This is a genomic window from Sphingopyxis sp. (assembly GCF_050725655.1).
Taxonomy (GTDB): domain Bacteria; phylum Pseudomonadota; class Alphaproteobacteria; order Sphingomonadales; family Sphingomonadaceae; genus Sphingopyxis.
Genome location: NZ_JBOHHT010000085.1, coordinates 1 through 25,437, shown reverse-complemented (window position 1 = coordinate 25,437; position 25,437 = coordinate 1). Strand labels below are relative to the sequence as shown.

Sequence of the window (25,437 nt, the reverse complement as noted above, 5' to 3'; positions counted from 1 at the left end):
TTCAGGGGAGGGGCAGCGAGACTTGGTCCGGCGAAGCCGGGCCTTTAGTCGAGCGGGGTGGGGGCCATCGCCCTTGCGCCACGCCGATAGCCCCCACCCCAACCCCTCCCCTGAAGGGGAGGGGTTTATGTGAGTGACGAGCATTAATCCGAAGCCCGACCAAAAGATGGAAATCCCTCGCAAATCCCGCTGGCGCGACAGTCTCGCATGGGCCGCCCTCGCCCTGCTCATCCTCGTCACAGCCGCTCATCTCCTGACGCGTCCGCCCGCAATGCCGGACTATGAAAGCGTCCGCGCCAAATGGCAGCCGAGCGAAGCGTGGCTCTATGATCGCGACGGGCAATTGCTCGACAGCGAGCGCGTCAATTTCGAACGCCGCCGCCTCGCGTGGGTGCCGCTCAAAGAGATCAGCCCGGCGGTCCGCGATGCTGTGGTGCAAAGCGAGGACCGGCGTTTCTGGTCGCACGGCGGGGTCGACTGGCTCGCCATCGCCAGCGCGGTCCGCGCGCGCCTGACGATGGGGCGGACCGGCGATCGCTCGCGCGGCGCCTCGACGCTGCCGATGCAGCTTGCCGCCTTTCTCGACCCCAGCCTCGCCCAGCCGGGCAAACGCGACTGGCGCACCAAGCTTCGCCAGATGCGCGCCGGACAGGCGCTCGCGGCAGACTGGTCGCACGAGCAAATGCTCGATGCCTATTTCAACCTCGTGCCGCTGCGCGGCGAGGCGCAGGGCATCGGCGCGGGCGCGCAAAGCCTGTTCGGCAAAAAACCCGCCGAACTGAACCGCACCGATGCCGCGCTCTTCGCCGGTCTCCTCCCCAACCCTGCCGCGGGCGCCAAAGCCCTCGGCACGCGCGCGTGCCGTGTTGCACAGGCAAAGGATTGCACCGCGATCCGTGCCGCCGCCGCGACGCTCGTCTCTGGCGAGCACGCCGCGCGCTTCGACCCCGCGCTCGCCCCCCACCTCGCGGTGCGCCTGCTCGACAAGCCCGGCAAGCGCGTCACCACCACCATCGACCGCCGCATCCAGACCGCCGCGATCGTCGCGCTGCGCCGCCAGCTCGCCGGCCTCGGTTCGGACCGCGTCCGCGACGGCGCGGTCGTCGTGCTCGACAATGCGAGCGGTGAGGTGCTCGCATATGTCGGCGGCGTCGGCCTCAAATCGACTGCCGCCGCGGTTGACGGCGCCAACGCGCGGCGGCAGGCGGGTTCGACGCTGAAACCGCATCTCTATGCGCAGGTGATCGAACATGGCTGGCTCACCGCCGCGTCGATCCTCGACGACAGCCCCGTCCAGCTCGACACCGCCTCGGGCCTCTATGTCCCCAAGAATTACGACCACAGCTTCAAAGGCCCGGTCAGCGTCCGCCACGCGCTCGCCAGCTCGCTCAACGTCCCCGCCGTCCGCGCGCTCGTTATCGACGACGTCCAGCAATTCCGCGACCGCCTCTGGGCGCTCGGCTACCACGGCCTTGTCGAAGACGGCGAATATTACGGCTTCAGCCTCGCGCTCGGCTCGGCTGAAGTGTCGCTCGTCGAACAGGCGAACGCCTTCCGCACCTTCGCCAATCAGGGGCGCTACGCCCCCGTCCATTTCATGCGCGGCGCAAAACCCGAAGGCGCGCGCCAGATTGTCAACCCCGCCGCCGCCTTCATCGTCGGCGACATCCTCGCCGACGCCTCGGCGCGCACCGACGCCTTCGGCGCCGATAGCGCGCTCCGCCTGCCCTTCTGGGCGGCCGCCAAGACGGGCACCTCGAAAGGCATGCGCGACAATTGGTGCATCGGCTGGTCCGACCGCTTCACCGTCGCCGTGTGGGTCGGCAATCTCGAGGGAGATTCGATGCGCGCCGTCTCGGGCACCTCGGGCGCCGCGCCCGTCTGGCGCGACGTGATGCTCGCGCTCCACGCCGGCAGCCCCGGCAAGCCGCCCGCGATGCCCGTCGGCGTCGAGGCACGTCAGATCGCGCTGCCGGGCACCCGTGAACCGCCCCGCCGCGAATATTTCCTGCGCGGCACCGCGCAAAGTGAAATGGCGGCCGCGCCGCAAGCCGCGCGCCGCCCGCGCATCACCAGCCCGGTCAGCGGCAGCGTCTATGCGCTCGATCCCGACATCCCGATCGATCGCCAACGGCTGGCGGTCATCGTCAGTGGTTCCGTGGCGGGATACCGCCTGATCCTCGACAAAAAGCCGCTTGGCGACGCCGATGCGGGGCAACAGATATTGCCCCGACCTGGCGTCCACATGCTCACGCTTGTTGATCCAGGCGACCGAATGATTGATCGCGTGCGCTTTACCGTACGGTAAGCGACGTTGGTCTCCACCCAAACCTGCCCTCGGCCCCATGAAATTAAGTTGCGCTGACGCGCGGAGCGGCTAGTCTGCGCCGCCATGAGACGGGCGGCAGTTCAGCCGCTCCCAAGGGGAAGATTATGCTATTTGACCGCGTAAAGTCGTTGGATGCCATTTTGGCGACAGCGGAAAAAAAGTCGCTTACGCGCACGCTCGGCGCTTTCCAGCTCACCATGCTGGGGATCGGCGCCGTGATCGGGACCGGAATTTTCGTGCTGACCGCCGAAGCCGCACAAAAGGCCGGCCCCGGCATGATGATCAGCTTCATCATCGCCGGCTTCGTCTGCGCCTTTGCCGCGCTTTGCTACGCCGAAATGGCCTCAATGGTCCCCGTATCGGGCTCGGCTTACACCTATAGCTATGCCGTGATGGGCGAGCTGATCGCCTGGATGGTCGGTTGGGCGCTGATCCTCGAATATGCCGTTGCGGCGGGCGCCGTCTCGGTCGGCTGGTCGGGCTATGTCGTTGGTTTAATTGAGCATAGTTTCGGCATAGACATACCTGCCAAATTCGTACTCGGGCCGTTCGACGGCGGCTTGATCAACCTGCCCGCGATGTTCATCGCCGGACTGGTCACCATGCTCCTCGTGATCGGCACACGCGAATCCGCGACGATCAATGCCTTTCTCGTCGTCATCAAGGTCGCCGCGCTCACGCTCTTCATCGTCCTCGCCGTTCCAGTGATGAACATGGAGAATTTCGAGCCGTTTGCGCCGCTCGGCTTTGCAGGAATCGGTGCGGCCGCGGCGTCGATCTTCTTCGCCTATGTCGGCTTCGACGCGGTCTCGACCGCGGCTGAGGAAACCAAAAATCCACAGCGCAACATGCCGATCGGCCTCATCGGCAGCCTTGCCATCTGCACCATCTTCTACCTTCTCGTCGCCGCTGGCGTCATCGGCTCGGTTGGCGCGCAGCCGGTCGGCATCGATGCCGCTGCCAAGCATGCGCTCGAACCCGGCAGCCGCGAACTCGCCGCCGCGTGCGGCGCGATCGGCGATCAGGCTGTGGTCTGCTCGAAGGAAGCCCTAGCCTGGACGATGCGTGAAATCGGCTGGCCGCAGGTCGGCAATCTGATCGGCCTCGCCGCTGGCCTCGCACTGCCTTCGGTCATCCTGATGATGATGTTCGGTCAGACCCGCATCTTCTTTGTCATGAGCCGCGACGGCCTGCTTCCGAAAGCCTTCTCGAAGATCCACCCGAAGTTCAACACGCCGCACGTGATTACGATCATCACGGGCATCGCGGTCGCGCTGTTCGCCGCCTTCTTCCCCGTCGGGCAGCTGGCGAACATCTCGAACTCGGGCACGCTCTTTGCCTTTGCCGCGGTGTCGATCGCGGTGATGGTGATCCGCAAGACCGACCCTAGCCGCCACCGTCCGTTCAAGACGCCGCTGATCTATATCACGGCGCCGATCGCGATCCTTGGCTGCCTCTACCTCTTCTTCAACCTCGATCAGAAGAGCATCAACCTCTTCCTGATCTGGGCGGGTATCGGCCTCGTCGTCTACTTCGCCTACAGCCGCTCGCGCAGCCATGTGGGTCAGGGACATATCGAGGTGCACGAGGACGACGCGGACGCACCGCCGCCGCCGGTCCCGCCGGCACCGTCCTTCAACTGACGGTTCGAGCTATCAAGAGAAAGGGGGCTTCGGCCCCCTTTCTCTTGGCCGGCGCATCAAATGGGCTCGCCGCAGCAATCGACCGATTGCGGACGTTGCCAACCCAAACGACGTCACCCCGGGCTTGACCCGGGGCCTGCCTGTCTTGAACAAAAAGGCGGGTCCCGGGTCAAGCCCGGGATGACGGAAAGGAACGTCCGCTTCCCACCCCGAAACAGCCTTTCAGGCCGCGAGCCGACAGCGCAATTAATAGGGGCTTTTCGGCGCAGTTCCCGGCCGGGTGAACAGCTTGCCGCGCTCGGCCCAGAAGACAAGCGCAAGGCCGACCACCGCACTGATCAGAAAGGCATAGGCCAGCGGCAGCGTGGTGCCGTCATATTGCTGTCCGATCGTCGCGCCGACGGTCGCCGCAAGCAGCGTCTTGGCAAAGCTCTGATACGACGACGCGACGCCGGCCATATGGCCGAAATCCTCCATCGCGATCGACCCGAAATTGCTGCCGATAAAGCCCACGAGGCCGACGTTGACCATCATCAGCGCGGTGAACATCCAAAGCGTCTCGACCCCGCTCAGCGCCGCGACGATCTGCAGGATCGACGTCGCCATAAAGGCAAAGACCGCCGACTGCGACACGCGGCGCGCGCCGAACCGCTCGACGATCGCGGCGTTCGAGAAGTTGGCGATCGCGATGCCGACAGCGACACAGGCGAAAATCAGCGGGAACAGGGGCCGGGCGCCGAACACTTCTCCAATGATCTGCTCGCTACTGTTGAGATAGCCGTAGAGCGCGCCCTGCATCATCCCCGAGGCGATCATATAGCCCGCGGCGCGGCGATGCCGCGTCACCGTCGCCCAGCCCGCGATCATTGTGCGCAGGTCGAGCGGGCGAACATCGGCGGGGTCGAGCGTCTCGGGAAGCCGGCGAAGCCAGAAGAGCATGACGATCGACATCACCGCCAGCACGACGAAGATCGCGCGCCAGCCCGCGACCGCAGCGATCCCTGCACCGATCGTCGGTGCGATGATCGGCACGATCATGAAGACAAGGAAGATCAGCGACAGCCGCTTCGCCATCGCATCTCCGGAAAAAAGATCGCGGATCACCGCGACGACGATCACCCCCAACGCGGCGCTGACCAGCCCGTGGATGAAACGCAGCACGAGCAGCATGGCGAAACTCGTCGCCAGCCCGCATCCGATCGCGAGCGCGAGATAGGCAAACAGCGCGGGGACGAGCACACCCTTGCGCCCGAAGCGGTCCGACAGCGGTCCATAGAGCAGCGAACCAAAGCCGATGCCTAGCAGATAGATCGAGATGATATGCTGGCGGTCATTGGCGACCGTGACGCCCAGCGCCTCGCCGATCGTCGGCAGCGCGGGCAGCATCGAATCGATGGCGAGCGCGTTGAGCGCCATGACCATCGCCATCATGACCACCATTTCGCGGTCGCCCGGCAGGCTCCGCTGGGGGGATTGGGCCAGCTTGTGCATGGCGGCAGCCTATGCGCCCATGCCGACGCTTTGGATAGTCCCCGAATGGCCGCAAACCCAAAGGGCATTGCTATGCAAAGCAAAAAGGCCGCCTCGGCGAGACGGCCCTTCGCTTGTGGTGAGGCGTGGCTCAGCCCTGGCGGGTGCCGGTCATCGCCATCGATCCGAACGCACCGGCCTTGATCGTGCCGGTCAGCGCGTCGCCGTCGATCGTCGCTTCGCATTCGAGCGTCATCGGCATCGGCACCTTCATGTTCATGGTCCACGTCAGCTTGTTGCCGTCGACCTTGCCATTTTCGACATCGAGCGAACCCATCGCGCCGGCATTCTGGCCGGTGAAGCTGCCGCCGTCGCTGCTGACGGTGAAAACCGACTTCTGGTCGCCCATCGGCGACTTGGTTACGCAATCATAGCTGCCATCGACTTGGGACATATGGGCTCTCCTTACTGAAACTGATGTTAGTTATCGAGGGACACCGTTTCCACCGGCAAACCCAATCCGTCAAGCTGCGGTTTAACCATCGCGGCATCGCCGACGACAACATAGACCAGACCGTCGGCGCTGAGCGCCTTTCGCGCCGCCGCATCGATTGCGGCCGCGGTCATCGCTTCATAGGTCGCGGGCAGCGTCTCGTAATAATTGTCGGGACGGGCGAACTTGACGATCTGCCGGATTCCCTCGAGCACGTCGCCCGAGGTTTCGAAGCTGCCGGGCAGTTCGCGGACGCTACCGTTGATCGTGCGCTCCAGTTCTTCCTTCGTCACGCCCTTGTCGCCGAGGAAGCTCTTGAGGTCGCTCTGCAGTTCCTTGATCGAATCGCCCGTGCGGTCGGCCTGCACCGGCGCCGCGGCAACCCAGGTCAGCCGGTCCTGGTCGCCCGAGATACGGCTGCGCACGCCATAGGACCAGCCCTTGGTCTCGCGCAGATTGGTGTTGAAGCGCGACAGGAAATTGCCGCCGAAAATATCGTTCGCCGACCGCAGCACTTCGAGTTCGTCGCCGCCCTTGGCATCGAGGACCTTGCCCGCGAGGATCACCGACTGCGGCGATTTGGGGCGGTCGAACAACAGGATGCGCGGCTTCGGCGCCGGGATCGCGATGTCGAAATGCTTGACCGGCTTCGCGCTCGCCGGCGCCTTCCACTGCCCCAGCGTCGCATCGAGCTGGCTCTTCACCTCGGCCAGCGTCGTATCGCCGACGACGAAGACGCGCGCATTGTCGGGACGGATCCACGCCGAATGGAAAGCCGCAAGCTGGTCACGCGTCACCGCCGCCACCGATTTCGCATTGCCCAGGCCCGACGGCGGGATGCCATAGGGATGATCGGCGCCGTACAGCACCGGCGTCAATATACGCGAAGCGATCGCGTTCGGGTTGTTGAGTTCGGCCTTGAGCCGGTTCAGCTGCTGCGCGCGAACGCGATCGAGCTCCTTGGCATCGAACGCCGGGTTGCGGATATAGTCGGCAAGCAAGCTCAGCGAAGCGCCGAGGTTCGGTTTCAGCGCGAACAGGCTGAACACCGTTTCGTCGGCATTGGCGGTCGCGTCGATCTGCGCGCCGAGCCGCTCCTTCGCTTCGGCAAAGGCGATTGAATCGAGGCTCGTCGTGCCTTCATCCATCAGGCTGAGCATCAGCGACTGGGTGCCCAGCGCGCTGTGCGGATCGGCGGCATAGCCCGCATCGAAGCTGACCGCGACATTGACCGTTGGCACCGTCGTGCGCCGCGCGAAAACGACCTCGACACCGTTTTTGAGCTTGGTGCGTTCGATCGCCGGAAAGTCGAGCGCCTTGAGGTCGGCAACCGCCGGCAGCTGCGAACGGTCGGCGAACGACGATGCGCCGCCCATATCGGGACCGACATCGCCGAGTGCTTCATTCCAGTAGCGGTCGGGCTGGACCGGTGCGGTCACCTTGCCGTCGGTCACCGCGCCGCCGCGATTTTCGCCGCCTTCGGTGCGCTCGCCGGGGGTATAGGTCAGCGAGAAGGCCGGGCGCGACAGCCACTTTTGCGCGACCGCCTTGACCTGCGCGGGGGTCGCCTTCGCCATGCGGTCGAGCTCGACCTTATAATAGGCCGGATTGTTCGAATAGAGCGCGCCCTCGGCCAGCGTCACCGCCTTGCCGCCGAAACCGCCGACCGATTCGAGCCCGGAGATCGTGCCCGCCAGATAGCTGGCGGCGGTGCGCTGCAACTCGTCCGCGGTCGGTCCGCTGGCGAGGAAGCTCGCGATTTCCGCGTCGAGCCGCGATGCGACGAGCTTCGCGTCGACACCCGGCTTTACATCGGCCTGCACCAGCAGGATACCGGCATCCTCGAACGGCTGCGCGACCGCCGAAACGCCCACCGCGACCGGATCCTTGCGCACCAGCGCATTGTCGAGGCGCGACGACGACAGGCCGCCGAGCACGCCCATCGCCATCTGCAACGGCACCGCCTCGGGATCGTTGAGGCCGGGGATCGCCCACATGCGATAGATGCGCGTCGTCGGGACCAGGTCCTTGACCTCTTTCGCCAGCGTCGCGGGCAGCGACGGGATCGACGTCGCCGGGGCCTTCACTTCGGGGCCGCGGGGGATGTCGCCGAACCAATCCTGCACCTTGGCTTTCGCAGTGGCGACATTCACGTCGCCCGCGAGCACCAGCACCGCATTGTTCGGGCCGTAATTGTCGCTGAACCACTTCTTCACGTCGCCGAGGCTTGCCGCATCGAGATCGCCCATCGAACCGATGGTGCTGTGGTGATAGGGGTGCCCCGTCGGAAAGAGATTCTCGAAAATCTCGTAGCGCAGCAGGCCATAGGGATTGTTGTCGCCCTGGCGCTTTTCGTTCTGGACGACGTCGCGCTGGTTATCGAGCTTTTCCTGCGTCACCGCGCCGAGCAGATGCCCCATGCGGTCGCTTTCGAGGAACAGCGCACGGTCGAGCGCGCCGGTCGGCACCGTTTCGAAATAATTGGTGCGGTCGACGTTGGTCGTGCCGTTGCTGTCGGTCGCGCCGACCTGTTGCAGCGGCTCGAAGAAATCGCCCGGCGAATTTTCGGACCCGTTGAACATCAGATGTTCGAAGAGATGCGCAAAACCGGTCTTGCCCTTGGGCTCATGCTTCGACCCGACACGATACCACACCGATACCGCGACGACGGGCGCCTTGCGGTCCTCGTGCACGATCACGCGCAGGCCATTGTCGAGCATGAATGCCTCGTAGGGAATATCGACCGCCTTCACGAGGTCCGCGATCGGCGCGGGGTTGGCGGACTTCGCCTTGGCGAGCACGGGACCCACGGCGACAAGCGACGTGGTGACCGCCAGAGCAAGGGCGAAACGATGAAAACGGGGCATGAAAATCCTCTTGTACGGAGGCAGGCTTGATCCGCCTGCTTGCGACCGGGTGCCGGACGGCACTGTATCAATGGTTTATGACAGCGCTTCCCGGCTTTCAAGGCCGATAGAAGCGCGCCCCGCTCGCCTTCAGCGCCGCGGGATCGAACAGCACGGGTTTGAGCTTGTGCGCCACGAACAGCGGCGCCTGATCATTATAATGCGGGCTGCCCGGCCGCGTCGTCGCCGATCCGAAGGGCTGGATCGATTCGGACCGGACCCGTCCCTGCGCATCCCACGTCACGAACATGATGAAGCTGTCGCCGTGGCGCACTTTCAGCCGCCCGTCGGGTTCGGCGTCCCACAAAGTCGAGGCGCGTACCGTGTCGTTGCCACCATCGAGCGGCAGGTCGACGCGGTTCGCTCCCTCACCATGCCGCAATCGCAATACGGTCCCGAGCTTGGGATCGAGCCCGTTGAAATGCTCCTGAAGATGCGCGACCGTCTCTTTCAGCACAGTGCGCGGATCGGGCGCGGCGCGACGCTGGTAATGGCTTCCGTTCGCGGGGCGGAGTAGCATCAGCGCCAGCGCATCGCCCTTCCCCTTACCGTCGAGGTTCCAGTCCCATTCGCGCAGCAGCTTTTGCGCCTGCGCCAGTGCCGGATCGCCCTTCGTGTCGAGCGCGAGCAAACGGTTCATCCACGCCTTCGCATAGCCCGTCTTCGCATAGGCGGTGTCATATTTGATCGCCTTCAGCCGCGCCGCGTCGATCTGCCCCGACGCCTCGAACAATTCGATCAGCCGCACCCCGCGATTGGTCATATCGTCCTCGATGCCGAGCAGCGGCGAAAAGGCCGCGGCATCGAGCTCGTCGCCCGGCCCCGCCGCGATCCACGGCGTGTTGTTCGCGTTCATCACATAACCCGAGCGCGGGTTGACGAGCGCCGGCACGCGGTCGAACGGCAGCGTCTGCGTCCACAAATCCGCCGACGTGTCGCCGGGTAGCACCCCGCGCCAGTTGAACCCCGGCTGCCGGTCGGGGAACATCGCGTTATAGAAGAGCCCGATATTACCCTTGCCATCGGCATAGATGAAATTGGTCGCGGGCACGCCCTGCCCCGCCATCGCGGCGCGCCATTCGGCGAAGCTCTTCGCCTTGTTCAGCCTATAATATTGGGTGACCATATTCGCCTGGTCGATGCCCGCGTAGCGGATCGCGAACGCGCCCTTTCCATTCTTCACCACCGGCCCGTGGACCGAGCGATAGATGGTGCGCGGAACGGGCAGCACGAACGGCCCGACCTTGACCTTCAGCCAGATGCGCTTCTTTTCGAGCGGCCGCCACTGGCCGTCGAAGCGGTAGTTCTCGCCGCTGTCGTCGAGCACCAGCTGGTAGACGTCGATCAGATCGGGCCGGTTCACCGTGTTGGTCCAGCCGAGATATTTATTGTGCCCGAGGAAGGGATAGGGCGAGCCGGGGAAGTTCGCACCGGCGAAATCCCAGCCCTCTTCCGAATGGACGACCAGTTCGTACCAGGCGACGCCGCCGGTCCACGGCTGATGCGAGTTCGACACGAGCCGCGTCGCGCCGTCGGTCGAGCGCGCCGGCGCGACCGCGATGCCGTTCGATCCATTGTCGGCGGGATCGGTCCCGACCGGGGTCAGCTCGCGCGGGACCAGCTTGCCCGCCCGGTCGAGCGCCGGGCCACCTTCGCGGCCGATCGGCTTGTCCTCGACCAGAGAGCCGAGCACCGAATCGAGCCCGAAGAAAAAGGGCGAACGCAGCACGAAACCCGCGACGACATCCTCGCCGGTCGCGGGGAACAGCCCCGACAGGCGTACTTCGCCCGGATGCTTTTCGGCATAATGGTTGAGCCCCGCGGCATAGGCGGTGAACAGCGCCCTGACATCGGCGGGCAGCCGCGGCCAGTCGCGCGCGGTGGTCGCGCGGACGCCGAGTAACGCCTCGGCATAGTCGATCTTCGCGCCATCCTCGCCCAGCATCGCCCCCGCCCGGCCGCGCGTCATTGCCAGCACTTCCTGCAGTGTCGAAAAATCATCTTCGGCGTGGGCATAGGCAACACCATAAGCAACGTCGGCGTCGGTCTTGCCGAAGATATGCGGGACGCCGAACTTGTCGCGCGCGATGCGGACGTCGGTGGGCTTGAAAGCCGGGGCATTCGGCGCTTCGGCGGTCAGCGGCTCCCAGAGCGCGAGCGATGCGGCGGTGAGCACCAGCAGCAGCAGGAACCCCAGCAAAATCCGTCGCAGCATCGTTGGTCCTCATTTCGCACTTGGTCCGGCGCATCTGTGGCGGCCATGTCGTCCGATGGCAAGCGACTGTCGTTCGTCGAGGCGGATTTGCGGGCACGCGGCACGCGGCTATGCAAGGTGCAGGTCATTGAACAACGGGGAATATCGAACCATGCGCATGAAAAGCCTGCTCCTTTCCGCTTGCCTGTCGCTCACCCTCGCGCCCGCCGCGATGGCGCAGTCTGTCACGGGTTCGGGCGTCGTGCCCGCGACCGCTGCAAACAGCGCCGAGCGGGCCATCGGCTTTTCGGCAAATGCGCCCGCAGGCGCCGCGCTCGTCGTCGTGATGACCGACGCAAGCTTGCCGCCACTCGACGGCGTCGCGCTGGGCGCTGCCGAGCGCACTGCGGTCACCGCCGCCATCGCTGCGGCGAGCTTCGATGGCAAGACCGGCTCGACATTGTCGCTGCGCGGAATCGGCGCGTACCCGCGCATCCTGCTCGTCGGCGCCGGCGCGACGCCCTCTTCGCTCGCGCTCGCCGAAGCGGGCGGCAAGGCCGCACAGGAACTCAAGAGCGAAGCGCAGCCGGTGGCGATCGCGGGTGCGTTCGGCGACGTCTCGGCCGCCGATGTCGCCTATGGCTTCGCGCTCGGCCAGTATCGCTTCGACCGCTACAAGACCGTCGACAAAAAGGGCGGCGCCAACGGGCGCGGTGACTTTTGTCGGCGCCAATCCGTCAGGCGCCGAAGCCGCCTTTACGGGCCGCTGGAAGCCACTCGTCGAAGGTGTGCGCCTGTCGCGCGATCTCGCCAACGAGCCCGCGAACGTCATCTATCCCGAAAGCTTCGTCGCGCGCGTGCGCGAAACGCTGGTCGGCACGCCGGGCGTGAGCATCGAGGTGCTCGACGAAGCGGCGATGCGCAAGCTCGGCATGGGGACGCTCGTCGGCGTTGGCCAGGGCAGCCCGCGCGGGTCGCGGCTGCTGCTCATCCGCTATCGCGGCGTCGGCTCGCCCGACGCGCCGACGGCGTTCGTCGGCAAGGGCATCACCTTCGATTCGGGCGGCCTGTCGCTGAAACCCGGCGCCGGAATGGGCAATATGAAGGGCGATATGTCGGGCGCCGCATCGGTGATGGGCGCGGTCGTCTCGCTCGCCAAATCGCGTGCGCCGGTGCATGTCGTCGGCGTCGCCGCGCTTGCCGAGAATATGCCCGACGGCAACGCCCAGCGTCCCGGCGACGTCACCCGCACCATGTCGGGCAAGACGATCGAGATGGTCAACGCCGATGCCGAAGGCCGCCTCGTCCTCGCCGATGCCAATGAATATGTCGCCAAAGCCTATCGGCCCAAGGCGATCGTCAACATCGCGACGCTGACCGGCGCGGTCGTCGGCGCGCTCGACAACAGCTATGCGGGCCTCTTCGCGCGCGACGAGGCGCTGGCCGCGCGCCTGATCGCCGCCGGCACTACGAGCGGCGAGGAATTGTGGCGCCTGCCGCTCCACAAGGATTATGCCGAGCGGATGAAGTCGGACATCGCCGACATCCGCAACTCCGCGACGGGGCAGGGACCAGGCGCGAGCCTCGGCGCGCATTTCATCGGCTTCTTTGTCGACGAGGCTACGCCGTGGGCGCATCTCGACATCGCCGGGGTCAACCGCTCCGAGAAGGCCACCTCGCTCGTCCCCAAGGGGATGACGGGCTTCGGCGTGCGGCTGCTCGACCAGCTCGCGCGGAGCGAATAGAGTTTTGCGGAACCCTGGAACGCCCCTTGTGTTGCACAATGGCAACACTATCTTGCTCGGCAAGAAAGGGGCTTATCCAGAATGAACCTCGAGAAATTTACCGACCGCGCCAAGGGCTTCCTGCAGGCGGCGCAGACGATCGCAATCCGCATGAACCACCAGCGGATTTCGCCCGAGCATATCGCCAAGGCGCTGCTCGAAGATAATGGAGGCATGGCCGCTGGCCTGATCGCGAAGAGCGGCGGCGACGCCGCGCGCGCGGTCGCGGGCATAGACGCGCTGCTCGCCAAGGTTCCCGCCGTGTCGGGTTCGGGCGCGCAGGCAACCCCCGGCCTCGACAATGACGCGGTGCGCCTGCTCGACCAGGCCGAACAGGTCGCGACCAAGGCGGGCGACGGCTATGTCACCGTCGAACGCTTGCTGCTTGCGATGGTGCTTTCGGCCGCTACGCCGGTGGGCAAGGCGTTCGCCGACGCCGGCGTGAAGGCCGATGCGCTCAACGCCGCGATCAACGACCTGCGTGGCGGCCGCAGCGCCGACACCGCGAGCAGCGAAGACCGCTATGAAGCGCTGAAGAAATTCGCCCGCGACCTCACCGAAGTCGCGCGCGAAGGCAAGCTCGATCCCGTGATCGGCCGCGACGAGGAAATCCGCCGCACGATCCAGATTCTCGCGCGCCGGACCAAGAACAACCCCGTGCTGATCGGCGAGCCCGGCGTCGGCAAGACCGCGATCGCCGAGGGTCTCGCGCTGCGCATCGTCAATGGCGACGTCCCCGACAGTTTGAAGGACCGCCGCCTGCTGTCGCTCGACATGGGTTCGCTGATCGCGGGCGCCAAATATCGCGGCGAATTCGAAGAGCGCCTCAAGGGCGTGCTCGACGATGTGAAGGCGGCCGAGGGCGAGATCATCCTGTTCATCGACGAGATGCATACGCTCGTCGGCGCGGGCAAGGGCGAGGGCGCGATGGACGCGTCGAACCTGCTCAAGCCCGCGCTCGCGCGCGGCGAACTCCATTGTATCGGCGCGACGACGCTCGACGAATATCGCAAGCATGTCGAAAAAGACCCCGCGCTCCAGCGGCGCTTCCAGCCGGTGTTCGTCGGCGAACCGACGGTCGAGGATTCGATCTCGATCCTGCGCGGGCTCAAGGAGAAATACGAGCTGCACCACGGCGTGCGGATCACCGACGGCGCGATCGTCGCCGCCGCGACGCTGTCGAACCGCTATATCTCCGACCGCTTCCTGCCCGACAAGGCGATCGACCTGATGGACGAGGCCGCGAGCCGCATCCGCATGGAAGTCGAATCGAAGCCCGAAGAGATCGAGACGCTCGACCGCCGCATCATCCAGATGAAGATCGAGGAATCGGCGCTGTCGAAAGAGACCGACGCCGCGTCGAAGGACCGGCTCAGGGCCTTGCGGGCCGAACTCGCCAATCAGGAGCAGCAATCGGCGGGCCTCACCCAAAAGTGGAAGGCCGAAAAGGACAAGATCCACGCCGAAGCCAAGATCAAGGAAGAACTCGACGCCGCACGCTCGGCGCTCGACCAGGCGCAGCGCGCCGGCGACCTCGCGAAGGCGGGTGAACTCAGCTACGGCACAATCCCCGGGCTCGAAAAACAGCTCGCCGACGCCGAAGCCGCGGCGGGCAATGCGATGTTGCGCGAGGAAGTCACCGCCGACGACATCGCCGCGGTGGTCAGCAAATGGACCGGCATCCCTGTCGACCGGATGATGGAAGGCGAGCGCGAGAAATTGCTCGGCATGGAAGGCACGCTGACGCAGCGCGTGATCGGGCAGGAGGAGGCCGTCCGTGCGGTCTCGACCGCCGTCCGCCGCGCGCGCGCCGGGCTGCAGGATCCGAACCGTCCGCTGGGGTCGTTCCTTTTCCTCGGCCCGACGGGCGTCGGCAAGACCGAACTCACCAAGGCGCTCGCGCGTTTCCTGTTCGACGACGACAATGCGATGGTCCGCATCGACATGTCCGAATTCATGGAAAAGCACAGCGTCGCGCGGCTCGTCGGCGCACCGCCGGGCTATGTCGGCTATGAAGAGGGCGGCACGCTCACCGAAGCGGTGCGGCGCCGGCCGTATCAGGTCGTGTTGTTCGACGAGGTCGAGAAAGCGCATCCCGACGTCTTCAACATCCTGCTTCAGGTGCTCGACGACGGGCGGCTGACCGATGGACAGGGCCGCACGGTCGATTTCACCAACACGCTGATCATCCTGACCTCGAACCTCGGCAGCCAGGCGATCGCCGCACTGCCCGACGACGCGCCGGTCGAGCAGGCCGAACCCGCGGTGATGGAGGTTGTGCGCGGGCATTTCCGCCCCGAATTCCTCAACCGGCTCGACGAGATCATACTCTTCAATCGCCTCGCGCAGCAGCATATGGGCGGCATCGTCGACATCCAGGTCGCCCGTGTCCAGAAGCTGCTTACCGACCGCAAGGTCACCCTCGACCTCACCGATGCCGCGCGTGCGTGGCTGGGCCGGGTCGGTTATGATCCGGTCTATGGCGCAAGGCCGCTGAAGCGCGCGGTGCAGAAATATCTGCAGGACCCGCTCGCCGACCTGATCCTGAAGGGTGAGGTGAAGGACGGATCGACGATCAAGGTCGACGAAGGCGACGGGGCGCTGAAACTGACCTCCGCGTAACGGTCGGCCGACTTCCGGAAGAATATCGCCGCGACAGCAAGGGCACAGAGAGAGGGCCACGGATAGCGAAGGCGCCGATGCGACGCCCCGCCAGAAGGGAGGGGCGGGCGCAGCCGCCCGTGTATTCAGTTGCCGCTTGGTGGGCGGCCCCGGCGGTCCTCGACAAAGCGATTCATCGTGTCCTGCAGTTCAGACGTCGACTTGCTCCATTCCGCCTTGGTTTTACAAACCTTGCGCTTGCGGGCAAGCGACCCCGTTTCGTCAAAGCGCTTGCAGATTACAGGATCGGCGGCCGGCGCAGCCGCGGGCAGCGGAGCTTCCGTGCCGGAACCAAGAACAAGAAGCGCAATAATGAGGTGGGACATCGGTCAACTCTTTGTTGGTGCCATCAGAATTATAATAACGACGCGATCTCGTCCGTCAATCATCGATGCCGCCGCCGCCATCAAGACCAAAATCGATCATTTCCTGAAACATCCCGCGCAACATATCACGTTCCGAGTTGCAGAGGTGCGGATTCCAGACGTCGAAGATGAGTACCGCGCGTAGCGCATCGCTTTTATTCCAGGCTTCATGCTCGATCGTGTCATCGAAAACAAAAGCACGCCCCTCTTCCCACCGACGCGTTTCACCGCCGACGCGAAAACCGCACCCCTGCGGCACGACGAGCGGCAAATGAACGACACTGCGTACATTGGTCACGCCGGTGTGAGGCGGAATATGGGCGCCCGGGCGAAGCAGCGAAAAGAAAACGCTCGGCGAACGCCCTGGAATATCGGACATGGGCAATGTCTGCAGCAATGCAGCGGTCTGCGGACAACGCGCACAGGCATCTTTCTGACGCACTCCATGTTTCCAAAGAAAATAGGCGCTCCAATCGAGCGAATTGTCCAGTCCGGTCCATTTGTTGGGTGCGGTCCCTGGCTCCTGGCGAACGTAGGGCTCCAGTCCTTCGCTCCTGGCGCCGAGTAGCGCCAGCAACTCGCCGCGAATGATATCAGTCTGCTCCTCCAGCCGTTCGATCCATGGAAAATGGCTGCGATCGAAAAATTCATCGGCGGGGAGAAAGGGGTAATGCAAGCCATGGCATTCATTGGTGTAAACGCGCCGCCGACCGAGCACCCCCCCGACGCATGCCTCGAAGCGCCGCAGAGCAAGGGGGCTGGTTTCGCTATTGCGAAACGTCGTCAAACGCGGTGAAAAGCTTTCTTCGAAGCCCTCGGCGACCTTGGCGATATATCGGCGTGCGTGCGCCAGCATCTGGTCAAGCGACGCATTGGCCTGCCCGCTCGCCTCTGCAAGTGCGATGACCCCCGACCAGCGGTGCATCGCACCGGCCACCTCACCGCGCTTCTCATGAAGCTCGGCACGACGAACATTCGCCATGAAGTGGCGTTGATCGATCGCCAGCGCCTGATCGAGACTCGCGGCTTCCTTCCCTTCGTCACTCGCGAACCGCTGCGCCGTGGCAAGGTTCATCCACAGGTCCGGGGCCGATGCATCGGCTTTGATTGCTCGTTCGAAATAATCGCCGGCTTCCAGGAATTTCCCCTCGTCCAACCTCATCATTCCGATGCTGTTGAGTACCGCCGGATTGTCCGGTGCGCGCGAGAGCGCCGCCTGCAGGTGATCGGCGGCCCGCCGAATATCGCCTCCGCGCCGCGCTTGCGCCGCCGCGCTGAGAAGGCTCGCTATGTCCGAATTGCTCATGTCGCGGCGATAACCGACACCCGACGATGAGGCAAAAAAAAAGGCGGGCACAAGGCCCGCCTTTCCCTTTTTCTTAAAAAATCGATTAGAACTTCAGACGAGCACCAACCGCGTAGCGACGACCGATCGCGTCGTACGTCGACGGATAGGTGTTACCGCTGTTGAAGGTGGTCGAACCAATGTTCGAACCAACCGTCGGCGGATCCTTGTCGAGCAGGTTGATGACCGACAGCGTCAATTCGAAATTGTCGGTGACGCTGGCGCGGGTCGTCAGATCGAACCAGTTATAGGCCTTGATCTTGCGGAACGCCGGGAAAGCAGGTCCATTGGTGCCGAACTGCGTCTCGTCGGCATCGAAGGGTTCCTGCTTGGTTCCCGAGATGTGGCGCCACAGGAGCGAGACGTCCACGTCGCCGAACGACACCGTGGTGCGCTGGTTGAACGAGAATTTAGGCAGGATCGAACCGCCCGAGAGGTCAGAACCGGTCGGCGTACAGTTGATGCTGTAATAGCCCGTGCATTCACGATTCAGACCGCCCGGTTTGGAGCGGAACTTCGAATTGAGGGTGTAGTTACCAGCAAAGTTCAGCGACAGCGAGATGTCGTCGCTCAAGTCGGTCTTCCAGCTCGCCGACACGTCGATGCCGTCCGTCGCCAGGCGACCGCTATTGGTCAGCGCCAAGGGAACACCCGGAGTGCTGCTGGCGTCGCCATCGAGGCCACCCGTTGCCGGATCACGGCGGATCGTCGTGCAGGCCGCCGACGTGGCGCTCGTTGCGCTCAGATTGGCGAAGCAATCTCCGAGAACATCGCCGACCCCGGGGAACGACAACGCGTCGTTGATGATGATGTTGTAGTAATCGACCGACAGCGTCAGGTTCGGAACAAAGTCAGGCTGGAATACTGCGCCAACCGTGAATGTATCGGCCTTTTCCGGCTTGAGATTGGCCGAATAGTCGAACGATGCGTTGATCTGACCAGCCGAAGGCGGGTCGAATGCGGAGATGAAGCCGGCACCGTTGACCGGAGCGCCCTGCCCCGCGCAAACCCGACCGAGATTCGAGGTGGCGAGGATCGTGGCACCATTGCTCTGGCAAGGGTCACGCTTCAAATTGACGAGACCGACCGAGTTCGGCGTGAACAATTCGCCGATGTTCGGGGCTCGCACCGCGCGCTGATAGTTACCGCGCAGCTTGAGGCTGTCGATCTCCCAGGTCAGACCAGCTTTATAGGTCCAGGTGCTGTACTTCTGCTTGTCTGCCGCATCGACCTTATAGTCGGAATAGCGTGCGCCAGCCTCAAGCGTCAGACCCGCGAAAAGCGGGGCAACCACTTCACCGAACACTTCGCGAACGTCGTAGCCGCCCTTGACTGGAACGGTTGCACCGCCGGCGCCACCCAGCGCGCCGGGATCCTGCGCGAGCTGGTCGGCAAAGACCTCTGCGGTATATTTCCGATACTCGGTGCCAACAGCAAAGGACACCGGCTCGGCGTCTTCCGACACGGAGAATAATTCACCTGAAATCAGGCCGCGAACCTGTGCCAGCGACGCGCGGTTGCCCGACGTGGCGGGAACGAGCAGGAAGCCCACCTGGTCAGGAGAAATGCTGCCGCTGGGGCCGAACACATTCACCGGAACGCAGCCGCCCGACGTGTCCTGGCAAGTCGTCGTGTTGGTCGAGCGCAGCGCCTGCTGAAGGCGCGGGATCGAGACATAGTTGAGAATGGTTTGCGTGTTCTCGCTCTGACCATAGTTGCCCGACACTTCATAACGCAGCGTATCGGTAATCCCACCGCGCACACCAGCCATGAAGTCGAAGATCTGCGTCTTGTAGCTGCTGATACGACCACCGGCTTCGACCAGGCGACGGCCCAGGTTCGTCGAAACTTCCTGATAGTTCGGATCATTGGGGTCGGTCGCGGTTGCCGCCGCGTTACACTGCGCGACCGACAACGTCTGGACGCCCGCCGTGTTCCGGTCGAAGTCGTTGTTGGCGCAGAACGTGCTGCGCGCGCCGGCCGTCATATACGGGTTGCTGAGCGGAATGAAGACCGGGCTGCTGAACGCACCCGACGGTGCGATAATGGTCTTGACGGTGTTCTGCGAGAACAGACCGCGCGCGAACACTTCAACCGAATCGCTGACCTCGTAGCGCGCCGACGTGAACATGTTGTAACGTTCGAACGGCGTCTGGAAGATGTTGAAAGGGTTGAAGTTGAACAGCGCGAATTGCGGCACCAAATTGCCCGTAGCAGGGTCGATCTGCCGGTTGCCGACGCCATTGATCGAGAATCGCGATGGCGACGCGGTGCCCGACGCACCCGCGCCCGTACCGTCGAACGAATCGACGGTCAGATCCGAAAGCGGGCGCTCGCCGCCGAAGTACACCGGATCGGCTTGCTGATAGCCGATGCTGAGAACCGCATTACCGCGGCCATCATCGAAATTCGCACCGATTGTAAGGTCGGCACGGAAAATATTGCCATCGCCGCGCTCGGTGAGCTGCTGACCGACCGTCAGGTCGACACCGGCAAAATCACGCTTGGTGATAAAGTTGACGACGCCCGAAACAGCGTCGGCGCCGTATGTGGTGCTCGCACCACCGGTCAGCACGTCCACGCGCTCGACGAGGGCAAGCGGGATGTTGTTAAGATCGACATTACCGCCAAGGTCGGCAGGGACGATCCGCTGGCTGTCGAGCAGCACGATGTTGCGGTTCGGGCCAAGGCCGCGAAGATCGACGAACGAAGCGCCGCCATTGCCGTTGTTGACCGACGAGCCGACGTTGGCGGCCACACCGGGAACGTCGCGCAGAATATCTTCGGCAACGTTCGACTGGCGAAGCGAGATTTCATCGGCAGAGGTCACGTTAACCGGGCTGGACGATGCCAGATTGGGGTTGCGGACCAGCGTGCCGGTCACGACGATTTCCGAGTTGGCTGCGGCGCCTTCTTCGGCGGAATCCTGCGCAAAGGCGGGAGCCGAAACCAGGGCGACGCTCAATACGAGCGGCGCAGCGCCTAGCCTCAGCTTGGAATATTGGGTTTTCTTCACAGTGCAGTCCCTTGCTACTGGTGGATTGAATTACCTGGGCCCCCGACGCGCCGACGCAAAGCCGGCACGCAAATGCCCCGATAGCGTGCGGGATGACCTTTCGTTCATGGCGAGTAAAGGGAATTCCCGGCGCAATCGGCGGTTTCAAAGGGCATTGTGACGTATTTGCAACAAACGCGGGAATCGGCGAAATACAATATGCTGCATCGCGTCATTTACGACATTTTGTTTCAATGGTTACGAATTCGCAGATGCGACGAGCCGAAGCTCAACCGCCGATCGAGCCCGCGAGCTTGCCGGGGTCGAGGCGTGCGTCGCGCCATTTCATCCCCCAGTGCATATGCGGCCCCGTCGCGCGGCCGGTCCGCCCAACCGTTCCGAGCACCTGCCCCTGCACGACCCGGTCGCCGACCTTCACGTCGAGCCGCTGGCAATGGAGGAAGGCGCTGCTGAGACCCATGCCATGATCGACGATCAGCAGATTGCCTTCGAGCGTGAAGGGCGTGGCTGCCGCAAGCACGACGACGCCGTCGGCGGGTGCGACGAAGGGCGTTCCGGCCGGGACCGCGACATCGGTGCCGCTGTGATAGGTGCCGGGCTTGCCCTGATAGACGCGCTGCGACCCGAAGAAGCCCGACAGGCGCCCCGTCACCGGCCAGCGGAATGTCTGCCGCCATCCATCGGAGACGACCTGCATATTTCGCGCCGCGGCGATCTGCGCGAGTTCGGCGGGGCGGCGGCGTTCGAAATCGGCGTCGCTCGCCGCGCTGCCGCGATAGGGCGCGTTGATATGTTCGAGCCGCCAGCTGCCGGCGGCGACGGCGATGATGCGTTCCACAGAGCGCCCATCGGCGAGCGTCGCGACCAGCCGCGCGCTTGACCCGGCATCGCGGTCGAATGCGATCAGGAAGCGTCCGTCGGCGGCGAGCGGGATGGCCTTGCCGTCGAGGGTCAGCATGCGCGTGTCGCTGGGCGCCTGCCCGATCATCGCCGCACCCTGTTCGGGAACCCCGGTCAGGATGAAATCGCTACGCGCCGGCGCGCGCGGCGGCGCGGGCGCGGGTGCGGGAATCGGCTGCGCGGCAGGCGGCGGTGCAGGTCTGGCTTCGGTCTCGGCCGGGGGCACACAACCGGCAGCGACGATCAACAGCGTCAGCGCCGCGCCATGCCGCGGCCAGTTCTTGCCGAACCTCATGCGCCGCGCGCGTGATCCTGTTCGGCCTGCACCGAAATCGCGGCGGAGGCATAGGGTTCCTGCCGCGCGACCGACCAATAGCGCAGCTCGTCGAGCCCAATCGGCGCGCCGCTCACCGCGCACAACACATGATCGCCGGGCGCGAGGACGCGAAATCCGTTCGGTCCGTACTGGAGGCGGGCAAGACGGTTGCGGCTGGCGATCAACATGATTCTCTATCCATTCGGCGACAAGTCAGGCCGCAACTATACCAGCATCGCGCCGCGCGGCCACCCCTGCCGGTCTCAGAAGAGCTCGCCCTGCCCCCGTTTGGGCTCCGCCGGTGCCGCCTTGCGCGCGGGCTTAGCTGCTGTGGGCGGCGGCGTTTCGCTCCCGCCGACCTGCACCGGAACGTCGCCGTCGGCGAATTGCAGCCGGAGATGGCCGGCATCCTGCGCCTTGGCGGCGGTCGTGACGATCGCGCCGCCGGCATCGCGCACCATCGCATAGCCGCGCGACAACAGCGCGCGCGGGTCGAGGCTGTCGAGCAATCGCCCCAACCCTTCAAGCAGCGCCCGATCGCGGTCCCAGCGCCGCGCGAGCAGCGCGGGACGCAGCGCCGCACCGCGCGTCGCGAGCCGCTCCGAAATCACCGTCAATCGGTGGCGCTGGCTGCGGTCGAGCCGCCCTTGCGCATCGTCGAGCCGCTGGCGCTGCGGCGCATAGAGCGCATCACGCTTGGGCAGGTGCCGCGCGAGTGCGGTCAGCCGCTCGCTCGCCAGCGACTGATGCCGGTTCGCGGCGCCGATGATGCGGCCGTTCCAGGTCGCGAGCTGCGCCTGCAGTTCGGCGCGCACCGGCACCGCCATCTCGGCCGCCGCGGTCGGCGTCGGCGCGCGGACGTCGGCGGCATAGTCGGCCAATGTCACGTCGGTCTCGTGCCCTACCGCGCTGATCGTCGGGATGCGGCAATCGGCGATCGCCCGCACGACCACCTCCTCGTTGAACGCCCACAGATCCTCGATCGACCCGCCACCGCGCGCGACAATCACCAGGTCGGGACGCGGCACGGGTCCGCCGGGTTCGATGGCGTCGAAGCCGCGGATCGCATTGGCGACCTGCGCCGCCGCGCCGTCGCCCTGCACCAGCACCGGCCAGACGATCACATGCGTCGGGCAGCGGTCGGCCAACCGGTGGAGAATATCGCGGATCACCGCCCCGGTCGGCGAGGTTACCACGCCGATCGTGCGCGGCAGATAGGGGAGCCGCTCATATTTCCGCTCGCGGTCGAACAGTCCCTCGGCGCCGAGGCGCGCCTTGAGCTTTTCGAAGAGCAGCATCAGCGCGCCTTCGCCCGCCACCTCGAGCGTATCGACAACGAGCTGGTACTTCGACCGCCCCGGATAGGTGGTGAGCTTGCCGGTCGCGATCACCTCGATCCCGTCCTCGGGCCGGAACGCCAGCCGTCCCGCCTGCCCCTTCCACATCACCATGTCGATCAGCGCATTATCGTCCTTCAGCGCCGCATAAAAATGCCCCGACGCCGCGCGTTTCGTCCCCGACAATTCACCCCGCACGCGCACGCGCGCGAAGCCGTCCTCGACCGTCCGCTTGATCGCCGCCGACAATTGGCTGACCGACAGCGGCGGCACATTGTCGCCGGGCGCCGCCTCGGCTAACAGCCGCGCTTCGGTGCCATCGTCGGACGCCGTATCGGGAAAAGGGACTGCCATGAATATCCTGCTGGTCGGATCGGGGGGCCGCGAACATGCGCTCAGCTGGCAGTTGGCACAATCGCCAAGCTGCGCCAAGCTCTATGCCGCACCGGGCAACCCGGGGATCGAGGCGCATGCCGAATGTGTCGCGATTGCCGCCGATGACATCGACGGCCTGATCGCGTTCGTGAAGGCGCATGCGATCGATTTTGTCGTCGTCGGCCCCGAAGCCCCGCTCGTCGCGGGACTCGGCGACCGGCTGCGCGGCCTTGGCGTTGCGGTCTTCGGCCCCGGCGCTGCTGCGGCGCGGCTCGAAGGGTCAAAGGGCTTTACCAAGGATTTGTGCGCGCGCGCCGGCATTCCCACGGCCGCTTATGTTCGCTGCACCAGCGCCGACGAAGCGCTCGCCGTCCTCGAAGGCTTTTCGATCCCCGTCGTGATCAAGGCCGACGGCCTCGCCGCCGGCAAGGGCGTGATCATCGCCGAAACGCAGGCCGAGGCCGAAGCGGCGATCGACGATATGTTCGACGGCGCGTTCGGCGGCGCGGGCGCCGAGGTGGTGATCGAGGAGTTTATGACCGGCGAAGAGGCGAGCTTCTTCGCGCTCTCCGACGGCACCGGCGTGATGGCGTTCGGCAGCGCACAGGATCACAAGCGCGTCGGCGACGGCGACGTCGGGCCGAACACCGGCGGCATGGGCGCGTACAGCCCCGCCCCCGTCCTCACCGCCGATCTCGAAGCCGCCGTGATGGACCGCATCATCCGCCCGACGGTTGCGACGCTCGCGGCCGAGGGCACCCCCTATGTCGGCGTGCTGTTCGCGGGCCTCATGCTCACCGATGCCGGGCCGAAGCTGATCGAATATAACGCCCGCTTCGGCGATCCCGAATGCCAGGTGCTGATGATGCGCTATGCCGGCGACCTCGCCGCGCTGCTCCACGCCGCGTCGACCGGCGCGCTTGCGGACGCCACCCCACCGGCCTTTGCCAGCGACTATGCGCTGACGGTGGTGATGGCAGCGAACGGCTATCCCGCCACCCCCGAAAAGGGCGGCGCGATCCACGGCATCGCCGACGCCGAAACCGGCGGGGTGCGCGTTTTCCACGCCGGCACCGTGCGCGGGGGCGGCCAGATCGTCGCCGCGGGTGGCCGCGTCCTCAACGTCACCGCGACCGGACGCACCGTCACCGAGGCACAGGCGCGCGCCTACGCCGCGGTCGACAAGCTCGATTTTCCTAGCGGCTTCTGCCGCCGCGACATCGGCTGGCGCGAAGTCGCACGCGAAGCCGAGTAACGCCCCTATCCCGTCATTCCCGGGAACGCGGGAATGACGGGGAAATTCATGGTGGCCCGTTCGTTAAGGTAGACCCGGCACACAAGCCCGCATAGGCTGACCGAAAATCACAAGCGGAGAAGATCATGATTTGGCTTCAGGAAAACTGGATTATCGCGGTCGTCGGTCTCGTCGTTGCCGTCGTGCTGCTTCGGTGGCTGTTCGGACGCTCGAAGCCTGAAGACATCGCGCGCCCGACCGTCGAACCGACGAAACCCGCGAAGCCGCTCGAACCGGTAAAGCCCGAAATCATCGCCGCCGAACCGGCACGCTTCAAGCCGATCGAGCCGAAGCCACAGCCCGTCGCACCCGCAACCCCGCCGCCCGCGCCCGAACCGGTGGCCAAGGCCGCTCCGCCGCCCCCTGAGCCCGCACCCGCTCCAGAGCCCAAGCCCACCGCCAAGTCGGCGGCCGAAGCCGCGCCCCCGGCACCCAAACCTGCTGCGAAGCCGAAGGCCGCTGCAAAACCTGCCGCGAAGAAGACCGCGGCGAAGGAACCGGTCGCAAAACCAGCCGCAAAGCCCCCAACAAAAGCGGCGGCCAAGCCCGCCGCCAAAAAGGCCACCAAGCCGGCGCCCGCAAAGGCGGCGTCCGCCATTCCCGAAGAGCCGACCGTTCCGCCCCCGCCCGCCGCAAAGCCCGCCCCGGCGGCGCCCAAAACCGGCGCCGACAATCTGCAATTGCTGAAGGGCGTCGGCCCCAAGCTCGTCGTGCTGCTGAACGGCCTCGGCGTCACCAGCTTCCAGCAAATCGCCGACTGGACCGACGCCGACATCGCGCGCATCGATCCGCAGCTCGGCACCTTCCAGGGCCGCATCGCGCGCGACAATATCGTCGACCAGGCCGGCTATCTCGCCCGCAGCGACAAGGCCGGCTTCGAAGCGAAATATGGGGCGCTCGGCGGCGAGCTCTAGGGACGGCTAGCGACCAAAAGTCGCGCTCATAAGCCGTTCGCATCGAGCGAAGTCGAGATGCCCCTCGGCGCAGCGCACGCTCGAGGGGCATCTCG

The 25,437-nt window shown here is 65.1% G+C and carries 16 protein-coding genes and 1 pseudogene; 7 read left to right on the top strand and 10 right to left on the bottom strand.

The window, feature by feature from the left end:
- The first annotated feature begins 166 nt into the window (after positions 1-166).
- Together pbpC and ACREBX_RS12155 are read left to right on the top strand one after the other, a co-directional pair.
- A complete protein-coding gene (gene pbpC / locus ACREBX_RS12160) occupies positions 167-2,308 on the top strand; it encodes a penicillin-binding protein 1C (RefSeq protein ID WP_431562058.1) in 2,142 nt (713 codons plus the stop codon).
- A gap of 125 nt (positions 2,309-2,433) precedes the next feature.
- On the top strand, positions 2,434-3,972 hold the full coding sequence (locus ACREBX_RS12155) for an amino acid permease (RefSeq protein ID WP_431562007.1): 1,539 nt from the start codon (positions 2,434-2,436) through the stop codon (positions 3,970-3,972).
- A 246-nt stretch (positions 3,973-4,218) separates the two neighbouring features.
- Here the strand turns inward: ACREBX_RS12155 and ACREBX_RS12150 are convergent, their stop codons facing one another.
- The 4 genes from ACREBX_RS12150 to ACREBX_RS12135 all read right to left on the bottom strand — a co-directional run bounded on the left by ACREBX_RS12150 (position 4,219) and on the right by ACREBX_RS12135 (position 11,056).
- Entirely contained in the window at positions 4,219-5,463 is a 1,245-nt protein-coding gene (locus ACREBX_RS12150; protein ID WP_431562006.1) for a multidrug effflux MFS transporter, read from the bottom strand.
- Between the two features lie 130 nt (positions 5,464-5,593).
- Positions 5,594-5,896, bottom strand: coding sequence for a hypothetical protein (locus ACREBX_RS12145; RefSeq protein WP_331135907.1), 303 nt, complete (start codon positions 5,894-5,896; stop codon positions 5,594-5,596).
- A gap of 26 nt (positions 5,897-5,922) precedes the next feature.
- Entirely contained in the window at positions 5,923-8,802 is a 2,880-nt protein-coding gene (locus tag ACREBX_RS12140; protein WP_431562005.1) for a M16 family metallopeptidase, read from the bottom strand.
- 97 nt (positions 8,803-8,899) lie between these two features.
- The gene (locus ACREBX_RS12135) at positions 8,900-11,056 is read right to left on the bottom strand and encodes an acylase (RefSeq protein WP_431562004.1); all 2,157 of its coding nucleotides are present in this window, start codon (positions 11,054-11,056) and stop codon (positions 8,900-8,902) included.
- A gap of 55 nt (positions 11,057-11,111) precedes the next feature.
- On the opposite strand from ACREBX_RS12135, the pseudogene ACREBX_RS12130 reads away from it, so the two are divergent.
- The 3 genes and pseudogenes from ACREBX_RS12130 to clpB all read left to right on the top strand — a co-directional run.
- Positions 11,112-11,657 (top strand): annotated as a pseudogene (locus ACREBX_RS12130) (M17 family peptidase N-terminal domain-containing protein); the annotation flags it as partial.
- A 91-nt stretch (positions 11,658-11,748) separates the two neighbouring features.
- Complete coding sequence (locus ACREBX_RS12125; RefSeq protein WP_431562003.1) at positions 11,749-12,780, top strand: leucyl aminopeptidase family protein; 1,032 nt, start codon at positions 11,749-11,751, stop codon at positions 12,778-12,780.
- 81 nt (positions 12,781-12,861) lie between these two features.
- Positions 12,862-15,441, top strand: a complete 2,580-nt coding sequence (clpB, locus tag ACREBX_RS12120) for an ATP-dependent chaperone ClpB (protein ID WP_431562002.1) — start codon at positions 12,862-12,864, stop codon at positions 15,439-15,441.
- 125 nt (positions 15,442-15,566) lie between these two features.
- Here clpB and ACREBX_RS12115 read toward each other — a convergent pair whose 3' ends face one another.
- The 6 genes from ACREBX_RS12115 to xseA all read right to left on the bottom strand — a co-directional run bounded on the left by ACREBX_RS12115 (position 15,567) and on the right by xseA (position 23,113).
- Positions 15,567-15,806 (bottom strand): hypothetical protein, encoded by a 240-nt coding sequence (locus tag ACREBX_RS12115; protein ID WP_431562001.1) that lies wholly within the window; start codon positions 15,804-15,806, stop codon positions 15,567-15,569.
- A gap of 55 nt (positions 15,807-15,861) precedes the next feature.
- A complete protein-coding gene (locus tag ACREBX_RS12110; protein WP_431562000.1) occupies positions 15,862-17,202 on the bottom strand; it encodes an aspartyl/asparaginyl beta-hydroxylase domain-containing protein in 1,341 nt (446 codons plus the stop codon).
- Between the two features lie 34 nt (positions 17,203-17,236).
- Positions 17,237-20,206, bottom strand: a complete 2,970-nt coding sequence (locus ACREBX_RS12105) for a TonB-dependent receptor domain-containing protein (protein ID WP_431561999.1) — start codon at positions 20,204-20,206, stop codon at positions 17,237-17,239.
- A gap of 268 nt (positions 20,207-20,474) precedes the next feature.
- A complete protein-coding gene (locus ACREBX_RS12100; RefSeq protein ID WP_431561998.1) occupies positions 20,475-21,401 on the bottom strand; it encodes a M23 family metallopeptidase in 927 nt (308 codons plus the stop codon).
- On the bottom strand, positions 21,398-21,610 hold the full coding sequence (locus ACREBX_RS12095) for a DUF2093 domain-containing protein (protein ID WP_431561997.1): 213 nt from the start codon (positions 21,608-21,610) through the stop codon (positions 21,398-21,400). Before ACREBX_RS12095 ends, ACREBX_RS12100 begins: the two co-directional genes overlap by 4 nt.
- A gap of 75 nt (positions 21,611-21,685) precedes the next feature.
- The gene (gene xseA, locus ACREBX_RS12090) at positions 21,686-23,113 is read right to left on the bottom strand and encodes an exodeoxyribonuclease VII large subunit (RefSeq protein ID WP_431561996.1); all 1,428 of its coding nucleotides are present in this window, start codon (positions 23,111-23,113) and stop codon (positions 21,686-21,688) included.
- On the opposite strand from xseA, the gene purD reads away from it, so the two are divergent.
- The gene (gene purD / locus ACREBX_RS12085) at positions 23,112-24,389 is read left to right on the top strand and encodes a phosphoribosylamine--glycine ligase (RefSeq protein WP_431561995.1); all 1,278 of its coding nucleotides are present in this window, start codon (positions 23,112-23,114) and stop codon (positions 24,387-24,389) included. The genes xseA and purD overlap by 2 nt on opposite strands.
- Before the next feature lie 125 nt (positions 24,390-24,514).
- Positions 24,515-25,342: a hypothetical protein gene (locus tag ACREBX_RS12080; protein WP_431561994.1), complete on the top strand. Its 828-nt coding sequence runs from the start codon at positions 24,515-24,517 to the stop codon at positions 25,340-25,342.
- Positions 25,343-25,437 lie beyond the last annotated feature (95 nt).